This is a genomic window from Flavobacterium aestivum, assembly GCF_026870175.2.
Lineage (GTDB): Bacteria > Bacteroidota > Bacteroidia > Flavobacteriales > Flavobacteriaceae > Flavobacterium > Flavobacterium aestivum.
This window is the reverse complement of record NZ_CP113977.2, coordinates 826,690-844,459: the sequence shown is the minus strand read 5'-3', so window position 1 is coordinate 844,459 and position 17,770 is coordinate 826,690. Positions and strand designations below refer to the sequence as shown.

Genomic DNA, 17,770 nt, shown 5'->3' with positions numbered 1-17,770 from the left:
GTATATGACTGGTAAAAATACGTTTCTTTTTGAAATATATATAAATTTAAACCGCAAAAAACAATTCTAATTCCTGTAATGTTTCTTTTGAAGTTGGCATGTCTTTGACCAATTCTCCTTTATTCAAAGCAACAATTCTATCACAAACATCAACTGTGTGCTGTAAATCATGACTTGATACGAGTACTGTAATATTAGGGTTATCAGCCAATTCTCTAATAATTTTTTTCAATCTATTTACTGTTGTGGGATCTAAATTCGCAAAAGGTTCATCTAGAATAATTACTTCTGGATTACCAATTAAAGTAGCTATTATACCCACTTTCTTTTGGTTCCCTTTAGATAAATCGCGTAAATATTTTTTGTTTTTAAGGATTTCACCATTAAAAAATTCTTCATGTTTAGCCAATAAAGCATCAACATCAGCTTTATTTTCTCCTCTTAAATCTCCTATGAAATAGAAGTATTCTTCGGGAGTTAAATATCCTATTAAGAAACTCTCGTCCAGAAAAGAAGCTGTAAAAGGTTTCCAATTCTCACTGGTACTTACCTGAACTTCATTATTTAAAATATTTCCCTTTGTTGGCTGAATTAAATCCAATAACAAACTAAAAAAAGTGGTTTTCCCAGCTCCATTATTTCCTACTAATCCAAAACTTTGTCCTTTTGGAATTTCTAATGACTCTATATTCAATACGGTAGTTCCGTTATATTCTTTGGAAAGATTATTTACTTGTATCATGGTTATTTTAGATTTTAGATTGTGATTTTGGGTTAAACACTCTGAAAAGTGATTTTTTATTAACCCTTTTGTTTGTAAGCTGCAATGGTTTTATATTTCTCCTTTTTATAAATTTTTTCAATTATTGAGAAAACGCTATTTCTAAACATAAATCCTAATACTCCCGCAAGAGCCACAAAAGCCAAACCTAATTTTGGACTTATTATATATGAGCCCAGCCAATATAATACTAATGGCAGTATTAATTTGGGAATTGAAAGTAACATCGTGTTTACATTAAAACCTTTTTTGTCTCCAAATGCACCTTTTGACATTGATAAATCTATTGGCGTTTTTGTAAATGCACCTCCTAACAATACCAAATGCGAGTTTACACCAATATTATAAATGGCTCCTGCAACTATGGTAAGATATACTTGCCAGCCAAAATATAAATAAAAGGAAGCTAAAATGGTTGAAACTGCTGTACCCATTACAATCAGCCACCATTTTGAATTCAAATAACCTTTGTATGGAATATTTTGTGTCATCATCAATTGATAATAAGAACTATCCCAACTTGGTACAAACTGACCAAAAGTGAATAAAAATCCGCCCGATACAAATATTCCAGCAAAAATTTGCATCACTGGAGGTTGATGTGAATTGCTATTGAAAAATAGTAGCCCATAAAACAAGAACATCACACTTAAACCAACAGTGGTTTTTGAACGTTTATTCCTTTTGATTAATTTAATGTCATTTTTTAAGAATGTCCCTAATGTTCCAAATTGGTTCAACCATGTTAGATTTTCCGTTTTGGCAATATCATTTTTAGCAGATAGTCCTGCATCAAGATACAAATCTCCTTTTAGGTAATTATATGTCCAATAATACAACCCCATCACAACTGCGACTGGCAGTAAAAAAGCCCATTTGGTATGGAATAATGCTTCAAAAAATGGATAACTGTAAAGCGTAACATCAAAAAGTTTGTAATATTGACAACCCGCCAAAATCACAACGACTGTGATAAAAACACCTAACAAGTTGTCTTTGTTATTCAATAAAATATTCAAGAAATTATTCGCAAATACTATAGAATAAAGAGCAATTAACCAAAGTAATGCACTAATTACATCATAACCTTCATAAATTAAAACCGCACAAAAAGGCAGAAAGAAAAAAGCATGAACCAAATTAAAAAAAGACAATCCTGTTTTCCCTAAAGAGAAATGTACAATTGTTGATCGCTTGAACGGCATAGTCAATAATGGACGAATATTCATTACCGGAATCGCTTGCAACAAAAGCCGAATAATCAAGTCCATCAAAAAATAATAAATTAAGAACTTGTTTATGGTTACCAAAGGATCTAATTTCATTTCCTTTAGGATATAAAAAGACCCAACTCCTAATGCTAAAAAAACTAATGCAAAATATAGGACCAGAAATCCCATTAAAATTTTTAAAGCTAAATTCGAAGTGAAAGAAGCTGATCTCGTGAAGGATTTCCACTCGAGATAAATAAATTTTGTAAACATGGTTATTTAGTTTGGTTTTGCAATAAGTAGTTTGGGGTAGGAAAATGTTACAAAAACAAATAGAATTTAAACTTGAATTGTATCAAATCCTTTCAATCCTAAATAGTTTTATTACTTTTGCAAAAAAAAATATTCCTATGCCATCTTTCCTAAAACTGATTGTAAAAGAAGTAAAACGCGAAACCAAAGACGCTGTTTCTATACTTTTTAATGTGCCCGAAGAATTAAAATCCAATTATACTTTTATAGCCGGTCAATACATTAATTTACGACTGACATTAGATAATACAGAAATCCGTCGTGCCTATTCTATTTGTTCTGCTCCTACAAGCGGAGAATTACGAATTGCGGTAAAAGCCGTAAAGAATGGCGCTTTTTCTCAATTTGCCAATAGTAAATTGAAAGCGGGTGATGTACTTGAAGTAGGAAAACCAGAAGGAAAATTTATTTTTGAACCTGAAATAGACCGTCAAAAAAATTATATTGCTTTTGTAGCTGGTAGCGGGATTACTCCTGTTTTATCAATTATAAAATCAGTTTTAAAAAGCGAACCAAAAAGTTCTTTTGTTCTCGTTTATGGAAACAAATCTCCTGAAGAAACCATTTTTCACCAAGAATTGCACGATTTGCAATTGCAATATGTAGGACGCTTATTTATACATTATGTTTATAGTCAAGCTAATGTCGAAAATGCTGTTTTTGGTAGAATTGACAAATCTGTAGTAAACTTTGTTTTGAATAATAAACACTCAGCATTAGATTTTGAAAAATTCTACTTGTGTGGACCAGAAGAAATGATCAATACGGTTTCTGGTATTTTGAAAGAAAAAAACGTGAAAGACTCAGCTGTAAAATTCGAGCTTTTCAAAACCTCTTCACACGAAAATACTATTCAAGAAGCGTTAGTTGGGCACTCTAAAATCACTGTTATGGTCGATGATGAAGAAACAACTTTTGAAATGTCACAAAAGCAAACCATTCTTGAGGCGTCCCTAAAACAAGGAATTGATGCACCATATTCTTGTCAAGGAGGTATTTGCAGCAGTTGTTTGGCTCGTGTAACTTCTGGAGCAGCATTAATGAAGAAAAACTCTATTCTTACTGATAGCGAAATCGAAGAAGGTTTAATACTGACTTGTCAAGCGCATCCAACTACTCCTAGCATACGAGTAGACTTTGATGATGTATAAAATAAAAATAAATAATTAACAAAAACTTCTCTGAAAAGGGAAGTTTTTTATTTTAATAAAGTCTTGATTTTTATTATATTAGTAGAATAATTATGACCATCACAATCTGCCTGATTTTAAGGTAGATCAAATTGAGTTGAGCCTAATACTAACTAATACATAAAATGCCATGACAATCCATCACCACATTCACCTGTATTTTATTTCGCTTTTTGTAATAACAGCTTTTTTGTGTGCCATCATTATAATTAAAAAATCGAGAAACAAAAAAGAACCCAAGCTACTTACAAAAGAAAAATACAAATCTACAATGATTGGAAAAATGAAAGAAATAGCACCCGCAGAAGTGATTATTTTTAATATTTGGCCATATGTAGACAAATTAAAATCGGCTAAAACTGTATCCAAAAAAATTAAAGAACAGGAATTAATACATAAAATTTACCGCAACTCGACAGGAGAATTTGAGCACATTCTACTGTTTACCGAAAAAGAAAATAATTTTGTTGTAATTGTTGTAGATAGGAAAAAAAAGAAAATAATAGGTTATTTTCTTCTTGATTTGAATGGAGAATATAACTTAGTGGCTTAAATTAAACTGCATTTTTTGGGTTAATTACCTGAAAAATGCAGTTTAAATTTTAGAAACTATGTCATCTACAGCAATAGTTCGCATAGCATCTTCATAACCGTCTACTTTTTTATTGCCGTAAACAGATGTTGGTAATTTTGGATACAAATCCCTATCCGAAACCAATGCGTTTTCCAATGGTTGATTAAAAGGAGAAAATCCGGCATAAGGATGTGTTGCACCCCAAAGTGTAATGACTTTTACCCCAAGCATTGCCGCAATATGGGCATTTCCGGAATCCATTGAAAGCATTACGTCTAGATTTGATATAAGTTGCAATTCCTGCTGAAACTTTATTTTTCCAGCCATATTGATGACATTCTCTTTCCCGGAACTCATCGTATTCAAAATTTCGATTTCTTTTTTTCCGCCACCAAAAAGCAAAATGGTATTGTTTTGATCTAATGCTAGAATATCTATTACTTTTTGCATCAAATCCTGAGGATATACTTTGGAATTGTATTGTGCAAAAGGTGCAACACCAATTAATTTTTGTTGTGAATTACCTATTAGATTCAGAATCTCAGAATCTAAAACGGCTTTTTTAGGAAATATTGGATTCGCTAAATTCACAGAAAAACCAAGCTCTTCAAACACTTTAGTGTGTCGTTCAAACATGGTGGTCAATGGCTTAAAAATTTTATTTTCGGGACGAGTCAAGCTTTTTTTCTCTTCTCTTCCTTTGTCTACCGAAGCTATTTTTTTTCCGCTTAAAGCAAAAAATGTCCGTACAATTTTTGATCGCAAGACATTGTGCAAATCGGCGAAAGCGTCGATCTTTAATACTTTTAAATCCTGAAACAATCTAAATAATCCTAATGGTCCTTTGTGCCTTACTTTTTCATCAAAAGCAAAAAAAGAAAGATTGGGAATTCCATCAAAAAAAGGTTTAAAAAAAGGCCTGGAAACAACTGTAATTTTTACTTCTGGATACTGATTTGCAAAAGCACGTAAAACAGGAACCGTCATGGCGACATCTCCCATTGCGGAGAGTCTCATAACAGCTATATGTTTAATTTTTTTTGACAATTAACTAATTGGTATAAAAAACCATTAAGGAATTAAGTTTCATTAAGCTTTACTTAATATTCTTAATTCCTTAATGGTTAAAATAATTTTTATTACTTTTTATTTTGGTACAAAACAGGATTCAATTCATCATCATTGTACATTTTCATTTGTTTGTACACTTTCATGAATTTATCACCATTTTCAATATCTTTTAATAAATCATCAATCGCTGTTGACAAGTCTGATCTTTGTTCTAATAAAACATTCAATTTTGCCTGACATTTGTCTCTATGATCTTGCGAAGCTTCAGCACGAGTTGCTTCCTCTTGCATATGGTAAATTTTTAGAGCCAAGATAGACAATCTGTCAAAAGCCCAAGCAGGACTTTCAGAGTTGATTTTGGCATTGTCTTTTACAACAACATCACTATATTTTTGAAGAAAATAACTATCGATATATTCTACCATATCTGTACGCTCTTGATTAGAAGCATCTATCCTTCTTTTCAAAGTCAAAGCAGCAACTGGATCAATATTTGGATCACGAATAATGTCTTCAAAATGCCATTGCACGGTATCAATCCAATTCTTTAAATACAATAAATGTTCAAACTTATCTTTTGGGAAAGGATTGTTTATAGGTTGGTCAACATTATCAAACTGGTGATAATCTTTAATACTTTGTTCGAAAACAGAATAAGCTAATTTAGAAAACATATCTTTATCATTTTTGTGATACAAAGATACTTTTTATACTTTTATAGTTTATAGAAAACTCCAAAAATTATCCCGACGTTTCGGGACCAAACACCTACTTCATGGAAATTCATTATTTATCAGAAAATAATAGTGTGCTAAATCATTTTTTAAGCCAAATTAGAAATATAAAAGTTCAAAATGACAGTATGCGTTTTCGCAGAAACATAGAACGAATTGGTGAGATTATGGCTTATGAAATGAGTAAATCATTATCTTACAAAGCTATCGAAATACAAACTCCTCTTGGTGTTAAAAAAACTACTGAAATTGCAGATCAATTAGTTCTGTGCTCTATTCTAAGAGCTGGACTGACCTTACATCAAGGTTTTTTAAACTACTTTGACAATGCGGAAAATGGTTTTATTTCGGCTTACAGACACCACCCTAACCATGATGCTGATTTTGATATTTTAGTAGAATATCAGGCTATTGCCGATATTAATAACAAAAATGTTTTTCTACTAGATCCGATGCTCGCAACTGGACAATCTATAGTAGCAGTTTTTAATAAGTTAATGGAAAGAGGAACTCCTAAAGAAATTCATATTGCAGTGATTATTGCCGCTCCAGAAGGTATTTCGTATCTAAAAAAACATCTTCCTGATACCTGTCATCTTTGGATTGCCTCATTAGACGAGAAACTCAATGACAAGAGTTACATTATTCCAGGACTGGGAGATGCTGGTGATCTAGCTTATGGAAACAAATTATAACTGAGAGAAGAACGCAAATAAACTACAAGCCAAAAGCACAAACATTACAATTTCTTCTTTTAATTTTGGTTGAGCAATCTCGATATGTGATGTTGCCATTATCGCCAATGGTGCAAAAGTAAAAACTAATAATTCATTGCTTTTGTTGTTCGATAATACAAAAATTAAAATCCCTATAAAAAAAGAAGCAATCACTTTTTTATAAGAAGAATGCAACACTAAAGGTCTATTCGAAAGTGTTGAAAACATAGATATTACAAAAAATAAAGCCACTGTAGCATAAATAGAAAAAGCTGCATTTTGATAATTATTTGTAAAGTAATCTATGCTTAAATTGATTTTACTGTTTTTTTGTAAAAAAGCAATACTGTTGATATCAAAGATCAAAGAGCATGAAATAAATAATATCGAAACCGCAAAAAGTGCAATAAAAGGAATAACCCAGTTTCTATAATCCCTAGATACATGGAATATAACTGATATAAAAACCAGAAGAATATATAAAATACTCCAAAACTGAAATAATGCGGCTACAAAAATCCATAAAGAAGCATCAAAAAGCTTTTCTTTTGTTTCTTTTAATGTTTGTAAAGAAACAAGTCGTCTAATGGCTAACAGTATAAAAAAATTAGCAAGAATCAGATTTGGGTTATTGAATAAATCCGGAAAAAAAAGCAGAAACAAAAAACAAAAAAAAGCGGTGTAAGTACTGTCTTTGCTCAATCCGTTGCGTTTTGAAATAAAACTGGCAAGAAAAACTGTTCCCAATAAAATACTAAATAGTCCTACTCTTTGAAGAATTGAAATAACAGAATTCGTCCAAGTTGGTTCTTGGATTTGATATAGAAAAAAGAAAACCAACATTAAAATAACCACTAAAGAAAAATTTAATGGTGTAGATTTTCTAAAAACACTTGTTATCATAAGGATATTTTATACTTTTGTGACTGTAAATATAATACTTGTTTAAAAAGGAAATGAGCTAGATTAAAAAAGATTCTTTAGAAAATTTTTTTATTGATGTTCTCGACTCCAAAACATAAAAAATAATAAAATAAAATATATTCATTATGACATCATTTTTTGAAGGAATACAATACTTATTTGTAAACATTTTATTCGCTCCTTTAGACTTTTTACGTTCATTAGAGCTTAAAACATGGTTTGGTGCTAATACCATCAACTGGATCTTCATGATTATTTGTGCTGTAGCAATCGTTTACTGGGTTAAACAATTGAAAATTTATGAAGAAAAAGGAGAGGAAAATCAAGATACTACTGCTCATTCATTTTTAGGATAGAGATTTTAGCTCCTGTAGCATTATAAATATAAACTACTTAGATTTTAACTTTTATAAAAATTAAAATCTAAGTAGTTTTTTTGTTTTTAGATTAAATCGAATCCAATATCTTTTCTGAAATTCATCTTATCAAAGTGTAGTTGATTTACATTTTTATAAGACTTATCTAAAGCTTCTTGAAAATTATCTCCATAAGAAGTAATTGCCATAACTCTTCCTCCATTAGATACAACATTACCATTATCTAACTTGGTTCCTGCATGAAAAACGATAGAATCTGTAACCGTTTCTAATCCTGTAATTACTTTGCCTTTTTCAAAATCTTCAGGATATCCTCCAGAAACAATCATAACCGTCGTTGCGCTTCTTTCATCAACTTCAAGGTTAAACTCGTTTAGTTTTTCATTGGCTACAGCCAAAAACAATTCTACCAAGTCTGATTTTAATCTTGGTATTACAACTTCGGTCTCTGGATCTCCCATTCTCACATTGTATTCAATAACAATTGGTTCGTTATTAACATTGATCAAACCTATAAATACGAAACCTTTATACGGAATTCCATCTTTTTGAAAACCTTCTATAGTAGGCTTTACTATACGGGTTTCTATTTTTTCCATCAAAACGGCATCTACATAAGGTACTGGAGAAACTGCTCCCATCCCGCCTGTATTTAGACCTGTATCACCTTCGCCTATACGTTTGTAATCTTTGGCTGTTGGCAAAATTTTATAGCTTTTCCCATCAGTAAGTACAAAACAACTTAGTTCGATTCCATCTAGAAATTCTTCAATTACCACTTTTGAACTTGCTGAACCAAATTTTTGGTGTACCAGCATATTTCTTAATTCAGCTTGGGCTTCGGCCAAATCCTGAATGATTAAAACCCCTTTTCCTGCTGCTAAACCATCTGCTTTTAGTACATACGGAGGTTGCAATGTTTCTAGAAACTGACATCCTTTTTCAACAGTTTCGGCAGTAAAACTATCGTAAGCCGCTGTAGGTATGTTGTGTTTCATTAAAAACTCTTTGGCAAACTCTTTACTTCCTTCTAGCGTTGCACCAAGTTTTGAAGGTCCAATTACTGGGATATCTTTTAAATCCTTGTCATTTGAGAAAAAATCATAAATCCCTTTTACCAAAGGATCTTCTGGTCCAACCACTACCATTTTTATATTTTCTTTGACTACCAATGCTTTTATAGCGTCAAAATCGGTGGCACTGATGTCAATATTTTTTGCAATTTGTGCAGTACCTGCGTTTCCTGGTGCTACAAAAAGGGTGTCACAAAGGGGACTTTGAATCATTTTCCATGCAAAAGCATGTTCTCTTCCTCCAGATCCTAGTAATAAAATATTCATGGTGTAGTTTTATAAAGTTGTGTTGCAAAAATAATTGGTTTTGAACGTAAAAAATAATTATATATTAAAAAGTTACCTTTTAACCCTCAATAGTTCTAGCTAAATATTATTTTTGATAAAAATTATTCTATCAAATGTTGAAACTTTTCAACCTAGCACTCAAACTAAACGGTTTTCCTATACAGGAAGCCAAAACTGAGTTACGAAAAATAATTTCTATTCCCGAGGAGGAATACGGTTCTTATGTTGAGCAAAAGAAAACAGAAATTGTCAATTTTCATTTAAAAAACAACTCAAATTATCGGCAGCTTTTTGGGGAAAATACATTTGATAAATGGGATAATTTACCCATTATGACCAAAAAAGATTTTCAAAAACCATTACGGGAGATACTATCTGTAGGGTATACCGAAAAATCTGTTTTTGTCAATAAAACTTCTGGATCCAGTGGAAATCCATTTGTATTTGCCAAAGATAAATACTGTCACGCCCTGATCTGGGCAAACATTTTACGCCGTTTTCAATGGCATGGCATTGATTTTAATCATTCCTATCAAGCCCGTTTTTATGGTATGCCTCTGGATTTTATATCAAATAAAAAACTGCGCTTTAAAGATTTTTTGAGCCATCGCTATCGTTTTAATATTTTTGATTTATCTGATAAGGGATTAGAAAAAATAGTTCAGAAATTTTCGAAGACCAAATTCGATTATATCAATGGCTACACTAGTTCAATTGTCCTTCTAGCAAAATATTTAAAGAAAAATAATTTATTTCTAGACACTATTTGTCCAACATTAAAAGTATGCATCATTACTTCCGAAATGCTTCTTGAAGAAGATAAAATGTTACTTGAAGAACGTTTTAGAATTCCGATTATAAACGAATATGGTGCCGCTGAAGTAGATGTTATTGCATTAGAGAATGCAAAAGGTATATGGAAAGTAAATGCAGAAACACTTTTTGTTGAAATTCTGGATGAAAATAATCAGATTGTACCTCATGGTACAGCCGGTAGAATTATTGTTACCTCACTTTATAACAAGGCCTACCCTATGATTCGATATGAAGTGGGTGATATTGGTGTATTAGATGAAAAAAGCACCCTAAAAAACCCTATTCTAAAAAAATTAATTGGCCGCACAAACGACATTGCAGTATTACCAAGTGGTAAAATAGCTCCTGGAATGACCTTTTATTCGATTACAAAAAAATTATTTGGAGATCAGGGAAATGTTAAGGAGTTTGTTATTACCCAAACAAAACTAGATACTTTTGAAATAGAATATACGAGTGACATTGAGTTAAGCGAAAACGAAATAAATACCATTAAAACTGTGTTTTCTACTTATTTAGAACCTAATTTACACTACCTTTTTATTAGAAGAAATGCCTTGGAAAGAGGAAAAAGTGGAAAATTGAAGCAGTTTAAATCAATGATAAAATGAAAATCACAATAATAGCAGGAGCTAGACCCAACTTTATAAAAATTGCACCCATAATTAAAGCAATTGAACAAAAAAAAGACAGTGGCGAAAAAATCACATATCGTTTAGTGCATACAGGTCAGCATTATGATAAAAATCTTAGCGACACTTTTTTTGAGGAACTTAACATTCCTTTACCTGACATAAACCTAGATGTAAAAAGCGGAACTCAGTCTGAACAAACGGCTGCAATAATGGTTGCTTTTGAACAAGAACTGCTTAAAAACCCTTGTGATCTTGTTTTGGTTGTTGGAGATGTAAATTCGACTATGGCCTGCGCAATTACTGCTAAAAAATTAAATACAAAAGTTGCCCATGTAGAAGCTGGAATTCGTTCCGGTGATCTAACAATGCCCGAAGAAATAAATAGAATGGTTACCGATAGTATCTCGGATTATTTTTTTACGACTTCAATTACCGCTTCTGAGAATCTATTAAGGAATGGTGCAGATAAGTCAGCAATTCATTTTGTGGGCAACGTAATGATTGATACTTTATACCAAAATCAAAATAAATTTACACCTCCTTCTTTCTGGAAAGAACATCAATTAGAATCTAAAAACTATATTATCCTTACTTTGCATCGCCCTTCTAATGTAGATGAAGAACAATCATTAATAAACTTGCTTTTAGGAATTGACAAAATGGTTGGTTATAAGAAAGTTATTTTTCCTATACATCCTAGAACAAAATCTATATTGGGAGAAAACAACTTGAACCTTAAAAATATAATATTTGTTGAGCCACAAGGGTACTTATCATTTATGTATTTGATTCAAAATAGTTTTGCTGTAATTACTGATTCTGGCGGAATTTCAGAAGAAACAACAATCTTGAACATTCCTTGTTTTACAATGCGAAACACTACAGAAAGACCCGAAACTGAGACTATTGGGACCAATACCTTGGTAGGCACCTCAATAGAAAATTTAGTAAAGGTTTATAATGAATTTCTACTAAAAGGAAAAAAAGAGTCTGGTATTCCAGAACTTTGGGATGGAAAAACATCTGAACGAATCGTTACTATTTTACTAAGCAAAAAATAATGGAAGAAATTCTCATTGTATCCAATTATTATCCTCCGGAAAAAGGGGCTGCTGCCAATAGAATAGAGCAATTGGCATTAAAATTAAATCAAAATAATTACAATGTAACAGTACTTTGTCCTTTGGGAAATTATCCAAAAGGTGAGCTATTCCCAGAATACAAGGGGAAATTCTTTGTGAAAGAAATGTTTCAAAATATTATTGTAAAACGACTTTGGATTTATCCCAGTAATAGCAAAAATATTTTCATACGATTGATATCGATACTCTCTTTTACTACTTGTATCTTCTTTTACCTTTTGTTCAAAAAAACACCCCATAAAGTAGTCGTTCAATCGCCTCCACTATTATTGTCTTTTATTTCTGTTTTTGTACTTTGGCTCAAACGCAAAAAAATAATCCTAAACGTTTCAGACCTGTGGCCTTTGGCAGCAATAGAATTAAAGGCTTTGAAAGTAAATAGTCTTTCTCACAAAGTGTCTCTAAAATTTGAGTTTTTTATATACCAAAAAGCAACTCTTATTTTAGGTCAATCAAATGAAATTATTACCCATGTCAGATCGTTGATTCCAAATAAAGACTGTTATTTATATCAAAATTTCCCTGATCACGCCGTGAATCAAAACGATCTAATTCCAGAAATAAAAACGGAAAAGGAAGGAACTATAAAACTCTTCTATGCTGGACTATTAGGCGTTGCACAAGGTGTTTTAGAATTATGCAAAAAAATTGAAATTGACCATTTAAATATTGAATTACATATTTTTGGAGATGGAGCGGAACGAACTCAAATAGAAGAGTTCATTAAGCAAAACCCTTCGAAAAAAATCTATTTTTATGGGATGCTGGCGCGACAAGATTTACATGAAGAAATCAAAAAATTAGATATTGCCATTGTACCTCTTACAACAAGGATATATGGCTCTGTACCGTCAAAAATATATGAATACGGGGCACTTGGTTTCCCTATCCTCTACTTTGGGGGTGGAGAAGGTGAAACTATTGTAAGTGAAAACCAACTGGGCTGGGTTGCTGAAGTTGGGAATTATGATGAACTAAATGTTCAAATAGCTATAATTTCAAAATTAAGCAAATCCGAAATTTATGAAATGAAAAATGCTATTGTAAAGCAATCCGAAAATGTATTTAATCTAAATACCCAAATGCAAAAACTATTGTCAAAAAACGTGTTTTAATACGCTTTTTTGTCTCCTTTGATAATGTTATAGACGGTATTAATAATAATTTTTAAATCCAACAACAGAGACCATTTCTCGATATAAAAGATATCATATCTTACCCTATTTATAATGTCTTTGTCCGTTTCAACCTCCCCTCTAAATCCTTTGGTTTGAGCCAAACCGGTTATGCCTGGTTTTATAAAATGGCGCACCATAAAATTGTCAATCCGTTCTGCATACATATTGGTATGGCTTACCATATGTGGTCTTGGCCCTACTACGGACATGTCTCCCAATAAAACATTAAAGAACTGAGGTAACTCATCTATACTTGTTTTTCGTATGTATCTGCCAATTTTTGTTATTCTTACATCATTTTTAGAAACTTGATTGATGTTTGCCTCATCGTTGAGTTCCATCGACCTGAATTTGAAACAATTGAACTCCTTATTATTTAAACCATTTCTCTCTTGTACAAAAAACAATGGGCCATTTGAATCTAACTTAATAATAAATGCCAAAATCGGAGTTAGCCAAGATAATATCCCAAGTATTATTAAAATTGAAAAAACAATATCGAATGCACGCTTAATGATTTTATGCAAAGATTGGTCTAGTGAAATTGCTCTTTGTGGAATTATGGGAATATAATCATAATACTCAAAGGTGGTATTTAAAGAAAGTAATTGTTTCTCATTTGGAATAAATTTAAGCGTTTTAAAGTTGTTGTCTGCAAAAAAAATAAAATCATCTATTTGCTTACTGGTCAGATCACTCATAGAACAATAAATTTCATCTATTTTATTATCTAAAATAAACGAAAGGCTCTCCAGTAACTGCTCATATTTATGATGATCTAAATCAAATATTTTTATCAATTTATATCCATAATCTGGATTTTCTTCAAAAAAGTGCTGCAAGGGTTTAATACTTTTATCTTTACCTATAAGCACTACTGTTCTGAAATTACCCCCAAATATGATTCTGTATTTTTTTAGAAAAAAATAAATGAATAATTTGAATCCAAGAACCAATATTGTTGATCCAGTTGTGAATAATAGTATCGCGTATAAACTATACCTTTCGGGATAAAAATAAGCAAGTGCCAGACAACATATCAGAAAAACAGTGGCTTGTTTCAAAGTACAATTCAAAATAGCAATTACTTTGGTGTACCTATAAACTTCGTAGAAACCTAAATTGGCTGCAATAATAAACCAAGTACAACTAATAATTAATGCATAAAAATCCTGAAAAATAGGTATACTCGAAAAATACGCTGCAAAAACATTGATAATAATCAAGTCTAATAAGCGTGAAAAAGGGCGAATATAGCCCGAATATCTTCCAGTTTTAGTCTTCACTAATTGATATACTTAGAAAAATCTTTGTGCTCCTCTTTGGATAATTCCTCTTTGGATAATGACTTAAAATAGTCATACGTAATTTTCATTCCTTCGGAACGACTTACTTTAGCTTCCCAGCCCAATAATTCTTTAGCTTTGGTTGTGTCTGGTTGACGTTGCAAAGGATCGTTTATAGGTAACGGGCGGTAAACCACTTTTTGATTGGTTCCAGTTAATTTTATAATTTCCTCAGCAAAATCCTTGATGGTAATTTCATCAGGATTACCAATGTTTACCGGATACACATAATCCGAGTGTAGTAATCTAAAAATACCTTCTACCTGATCGTCAACATAACAAAAAGAACGGGTTTGTAATCCGTCTCCAAAAATGGTTAAATCTTCTCCACGAATAGCTTGTCCTATAAAGGCTGGAATAACACGACCGTCATTGAGACGCATTCTTGGCCCGTAGGTATTAAAAATCCTTACTATTCTAGTTTCGACCCCATGAAAAGTATGATATGCCATAGTGATTGATTCCTGGAAACGTTTAGCTTCATCATACACACCTCTTGGCCCAATAGTATTTACATTTCCGTAATAGTCCTCAGTTTGTGGGTGTACAAGTGGATCTCCATACACCTCAGAAGTAGACGCAATAAGAATTCTTGCCTTTTTTACCCTAGCTAGACCTAATAAATTATGTGTTCCCAATGAACCTACTTTTAAAGTTTGTATCGGGATTTTAAGGTAATCTATTGGACTCGCTGGCGAAGCAAAATGTAAGATATAATCTATCTGTCCAGGAACATGCACAAATTTGGTAATATCATGATGGTAAAATTCAAAATGCTCTAGCTTGAACAAATGTTGTATATTTTTTAAATCACCAGTAATAAGGTTATCCATTCCTATTACATGATAACCTTCTTTGATAAAACGATCGCATAAATGAGACCCTAAAAATCCTGCTGCTCCTGTGATGAGTATTCTCTTCATAGCTAATGTATACTACTAAATTTATTTTTGTGAAACACGCAAATGTACTAAAATATTTTACCTAACAATTATTCAGATAAATGATTATCAGGTATCCTTTTACATTTACTAACCGATAAATTCTTACGATGGTATTTGTAGTTGAAAAGCCTAAATAAATTTCTTACGTATTGTGAATTAAGCGCCTAAAAAAGGCATTTCGATTAGCAAACTTTATAACTGTTCACTTATGGAAAACACATGGGCATTTGTTCTAGCTAAATCTCGAGTTATGGAAAACAACATGATTCTAAAACTTAATGATTAAGCAAACGAGGTGGATTTGAATGAAAGTAAGGACAAAACTTTCTGTTTTATTTAAAAATTAACAAAACTATTTTAGATACAAAGCAATCAATTGATTGAAGTTTTTATTCATATTAAACAATTCATCAGCTATTTGGAATGATCTTTTACCAAATTGTTCCCTTATGCTTTTATCCTCTAAAATTTGAAATGCATTAACATAATCTTCAATTTTATCACATAAAAATCCATTTTGAGAATTAATTACAGTTGGTTTATTTCCGTTAATATTAGACGAAACAATAGGCTTAGAGAGCACCATTGCTTCAATTATATTAAATGGAAGCCCTTCCCAAGAAGATGTAGATAAAAAAACATCAAATTCATTAGCTAATTTGAGTGTTTCATTATTAGACTTCCAACCCGTAATGATAATATTTTCAGCAGTAAGTTTATCTTTTAACTCACCATCCCCAATCCATACAAATTGATAATTGGGAAGTTTTAACGCCAGTTTATTGAATAACTCAGGGTTTTTCGGTATATATATCTTACCACTTGTTCCAATTGTAAATTTTTGATTGTTATATGGTCTAATGTGTTTTGAAACGGAATCAATATCAACTCCATTTCTAATCAACTCAGCTTTACCAAGCCCTTCTGCTTTTATGAATTCATAATCACCACATGCAATGATAGTACCACCAAATATTTTAGTTATTATTTTTTCTAATAAATAATATACCTGTTTTTTATTTCCTGATATATCTTCTCTAATAAAAGAATAACCATGCGGTGTATAAAACAATTTTGCTTTTGGGTAAAACAATCTAGCAATTCTACCTAATACTCCTGCTTTTGAAGAATGCACATGTATTATTTCCGGTTTAATTTTTCTTATTTCGAGGATAATTTTTATTAATGATTTTAGATCTTTCAAAGGAGAAATCTCTCTTGACATAGTAATTCTCCTAAACTCAACATTTGGAAAAAAGTCCTCCTTAATAAAATCATCATTTGTTTCAGATCTTTCTCCACTATAAATAACAAAATTTTGAAATCTATCGTCTTTTGAACAAAAATAAGTAAGCTGTCTTATGTAGGTGTAAACTCCACTAACAAAGGTTTCAGAAATATGTACTATTTTTGTTTTTTGCATAAAGTCAAAAATACTAATTTTTATAATATATCTTAGGAAGATGAAAGTTGTTTTTTTATTCGGTGGATCAGGTTATATCAGTTATTTTCTAATTAATCGTTTTATAGAGCTTAATAAATTTGATAAATATATTATCTATGACATAAATCGCCCTGAATACTTTGAAACTATTCCTGATATTGTAATTTATGAAAAATGTGATGTAAGAAATCCGATTCCTTTCTATACTGGAGAACTTAATCCTTCAGAATCATGGGTATTTAATCTTGCTGCTATTCATAGAGAGCCTGGCCATGATCCCAAAGAATATTTTGATACAAACATAATCGGAGCAAAAAACATCAATGTTTTTACGGAAAATCTAAAAATTGAAAACTTTTTTTTCATAAGTAGCATTGCTCCTTACGGTAGATCAAAAAATGTTTGTGTTGAAAATTCACCGTTGTATCCAGAAACCCCCTATGGAATATCAAAAGCAATGGTAGAGTTAGAACATAAAACTTGGCTTGCGAGCAATGTCTTTAAAAGATTAATTATTGTAAGACCTAGTGTTATTTACGGACCTAAAGATCCAGGCAATATTTATAGAACCATAAAAGCCTTGAAAAAAGGTATTTTTGTTTTGCCTAATGGCGGAAATGTAATTAAAGCCTATGGTTATGTTTACGGTTTGATAGACAGTATCTTATTCACAATGGAAAAGAAAGACAGGGAAATAACCTATAATTATGCCGAATATCCTTTGTTGAATCTAAAAGAGATGACGCAAGAAATTAAACATAATTTGAATTATAAAAAACCTACTTTGAGTTTACCCATGCCTATTTTAATCACTTTAGCAAGAATTATTCAAATAATATTTAAACTAATTGGTAAGAAATCGGATCTTCATCCCACTCGAGTTAAAAAGGCAGGATTCCCAACAAATATTAAACCTCAATATTTAATAGATACTGGTTTTGAATTTAAATACGGTTTTGCAAAGTCATTAGCGCATTGGAAATCTAATACCCCGAAAGATTTCGAATAATAACT

17 protein-coding genes are annotated in these 17,770 nt (G+C 31.5%); 8 read left to right on the top strand and 9 right to left on the bottom strand.

From position 1 onward, the window contains the following. Nucleotides 1-46 precede the first annotated feature (46 nt). Complete coding sequence (locus OZP08_RS03645) at nt 47-742, bottom strand: ABC transporter ATP-binding protein (protein ID WP_268848398.1); 696 nt, start codon at nt 740-742, stop codon at nt 47-49. A gap of 59 nt (nt 743-801) precedes the next feature. Next, the gene (locus OZP08_RS03640; protein ID WP_281323017.1) at nt 802-2,265 is read right to left on the bottom strand and encodes a DUF5687 family protein; all 1,464 of its coding nucleotides are present in this window, start codon (nt 2,263-2,265) and stop codon (nt 802-804) included. 137 nt (nt 2,266-2,402) lie between these two features. Here OZP08_RS03640 and OZP08_RS03635 point away from each other — a divergent pair, with 137 nt between their 5' ends. Further along, nucleotides 2,403-3,455, top strand: coding sequence for a ferredoxin--NADP reductase (locus tag OZP08_RS03635; protein ID WP_268848397.1), 1,053 nt, complete (start codon nt 2,403-2,405; stop codon nt 3,453-3,455). A gap of 322 nt (nt 3,456-3,777) precedes the next feature. Continuing rightward, entirely contained in the window at nt 3,778-4,047 is a 270-nt protein-coding gene (locus OZP08_RS03630; protein ID WP_281323016.1) for a hypothetical protein, read from the top strand. 42 nt (nt 4,048-4,089) lie between these two features. Here OZP08_RS03630 and OZP08_RS03625 read toward each other — a convergent pair whose 3' ends face one another. Then, nucleotides 4,090-5,085 (bottom strand): glycosyltransferase family 9 protein, encoded by a 996-nt coding sequence (locus tag OZP08_RS03625; protein ID WP_281323015.1) that lies wholly within the window; start codon nt 5,083-5,085, stop codon nt 4,090-4,092. A 122-nt stretch (nt 5,086-5,207) separates the two neighbouring features. Beyond that, nucleotides 5,208-5,813, bottom strand: coding sequence for a DUF4254 domain-containing protein (locus OZP08_RS03620; protein ID WP_268848395.1), 606 nt, complete (start codon nt 5,811-5,813; stop codon nt 5,208-5,210). Between the two features lie 101 nt (nt 5,814-5,914). On the opposite strand from OZP08_RS03620, the gene upp reads away from it, so the two are divergent. Further along, nucleotides 5,915-6,568, top strand: a complete 654-nt coding sequence (gene upp / locus OZP08_RS03615) for a uracil phosphoribosyltransferase (RefSeq protein WP_268848394.1) — start codon at nt 5,915-5,917, stop codon at nt 6,566-6,568. On the opposite strand, the gene OZP08_RS03610 is transcribed toward upp, so the two are convergent. After that, entirely contained in the window at nt 6,563-7,492 is a 930-nt protein-coding gene (locus tag OZP08_RS03610; RefSeq protein WP_281323014.1) for a DUF6427 family protein, read from the bottom strand. The genes upp and OZP08_RS03610 overlap by 6 nt on opposite strands. Before the next feature lie 146 nt (nt 7,493-7,638). Here OZP08_RS03610 and OZP08_RS03605 point away from each other — a divergent pair, with 146 nt between their 5' ends. Beyond that, nucleotides 7,639-7,869: a DUF6341 family protein gene (locus tag OZP08_RS03605; protein WP_268848392.1), complete on the top strand. Its 231-nt coding sequence runs from the start codon at nt 7,639-7,641 to the stop codon at nt 7,867-7,869. A gap of 86 nt (nt 7,870-7,955) precedes the next feature. Here OZP08_RS03605 and purD read toward each other — a convergent pair whose 3' ends face one another. Beyond that, the gene (gene purD / locus OZP08_RS03600; protein ID WP_281323013.1) at nt 7,956-9,230 is read right to left on the bottom strand and encodes a phosphoribosylamine--glycine ligase; all 1,275 of its coding nucleotides are present in this window, start codon (nt 9,228-9,230) and stop codon (nt 7,956-7,958) included. Nucleotides 9,231-9,364: 134 nt separating this feature from the next. Between purD and OZP08_RS03595 the strand changes: the two genes are divergently transcribed. The 3 genes from OZP08_RS03595 to OZP08_RS03585 are packed head-to-tail and all read left to right on the top strand — an operon-like array spanning nt 9,365 to nt 12,959. Then, nucleotides 9,365-10,678 carry a phenylacetate--CoA ligase family protein gene (locus OZP08_RS03595; protein WP_268848390.1) on the top strand — a complete coding sequence of 438 codons (1,314 nt, stop codon included), beginning with the start codon at nt 9,365-9,367 and terminating at the stop codon, nt 10,676-10,678. Further along, a complete protein-coding gene (gene wecB, locus OZP08_RS03590) occupies nt 10,675-11,763 on the top strand; it encodes a non-hydrolyzing UDP-N-acetylglucosamine 2-epimerase (protein ID WP_281323012.1) in 1,089 nt (362 codons plus the stop codon). Before OZP08_RS03595 ends, wecB begins: the two co-directional genes overlap by 4 nt. Next, nucleotides 11,763-12,959, top strand: a complete 1,197-nt coding sequence (locus OZP08_RS03585; protein WP_281323011.1) for a glycosyltransferase family 4 protein — start codon at nt 11,763-11,765, stop codon at nt 12,957-12,959. The genes wecB and OZP08_RS03585 overlap by 1 nt, the downstream gene beginning before the upstream one ends. On the opposite strand, the gene OZP08_RS03580 is transcribed toward OZP08_RS03585, so the two are convergent. The 3 genes from OZP08_RS03580 to OZP08_RS03570 all read right to left on the bottom strand — a co-directional run bounded on the left by OZP08_RS03580 (nt 12,956) and on the right by OZP08_RS03570 (nt 16,735). Next, nucleotides 12,956-14,308, bottom strand: a complete 1,353-nt coding sequence (locus tag OZP08_RS03580) for an exopolysaccharide biosynthesis polyprenyl glycosylphosphotransferase (protein WP_268848387.1) — start codon at nt 14,306-14,308, stop codon at nt 12,956-12,958. The genes OZP08_RS03585 and OZP08_RS03580 overlap by 4 nt on opposite strands. Beyond that, nucleotides 14,308-15,291, bottom strand: a complete 984-nt coding sequence (locus tag OZP08_RS03575; RefSeq protein WP_281323010.1) for a UDP-glucuronic acid decarboxylase family protein — start codon at nt 15,289-15,291, stop codon at nt 14,308-14,310. The genes OZP08_RS03580 and OZP08_RS03575 overlap by 1 nt, the downstream gene beginning before the upstream one ends. Nucleotides 15,292-15,664: 373 nt before the next feature. Then, nucleotides 15,665-16,735, bottom strand: coding sequence for a glycosyltransferase (locus tag OZP08_RS03570; protein WP_268848385.1), 1,071 nt, complete (start codon nt 16,733-16,735; stop codon nt 15,665-15,667). Nucleotides 16,736-16,775: 40 nt separating this feature from the next. Here OZP08_RS03570 and OZP08_RS03565 point away from each other — a divergent pair, with 40 nt between their 5' ends. Next, entirely contained in the window at nt 16,776-17,765 is a 990-nt protein-coding gene (locus tag OZP08_RS03565) for an NAD-dependent epimerase/dehydratase family protein (protein WP_281323009.1), read from the top strand. Nucleotides 17,766-17,770: the final 5 nt, after the last annotated feature.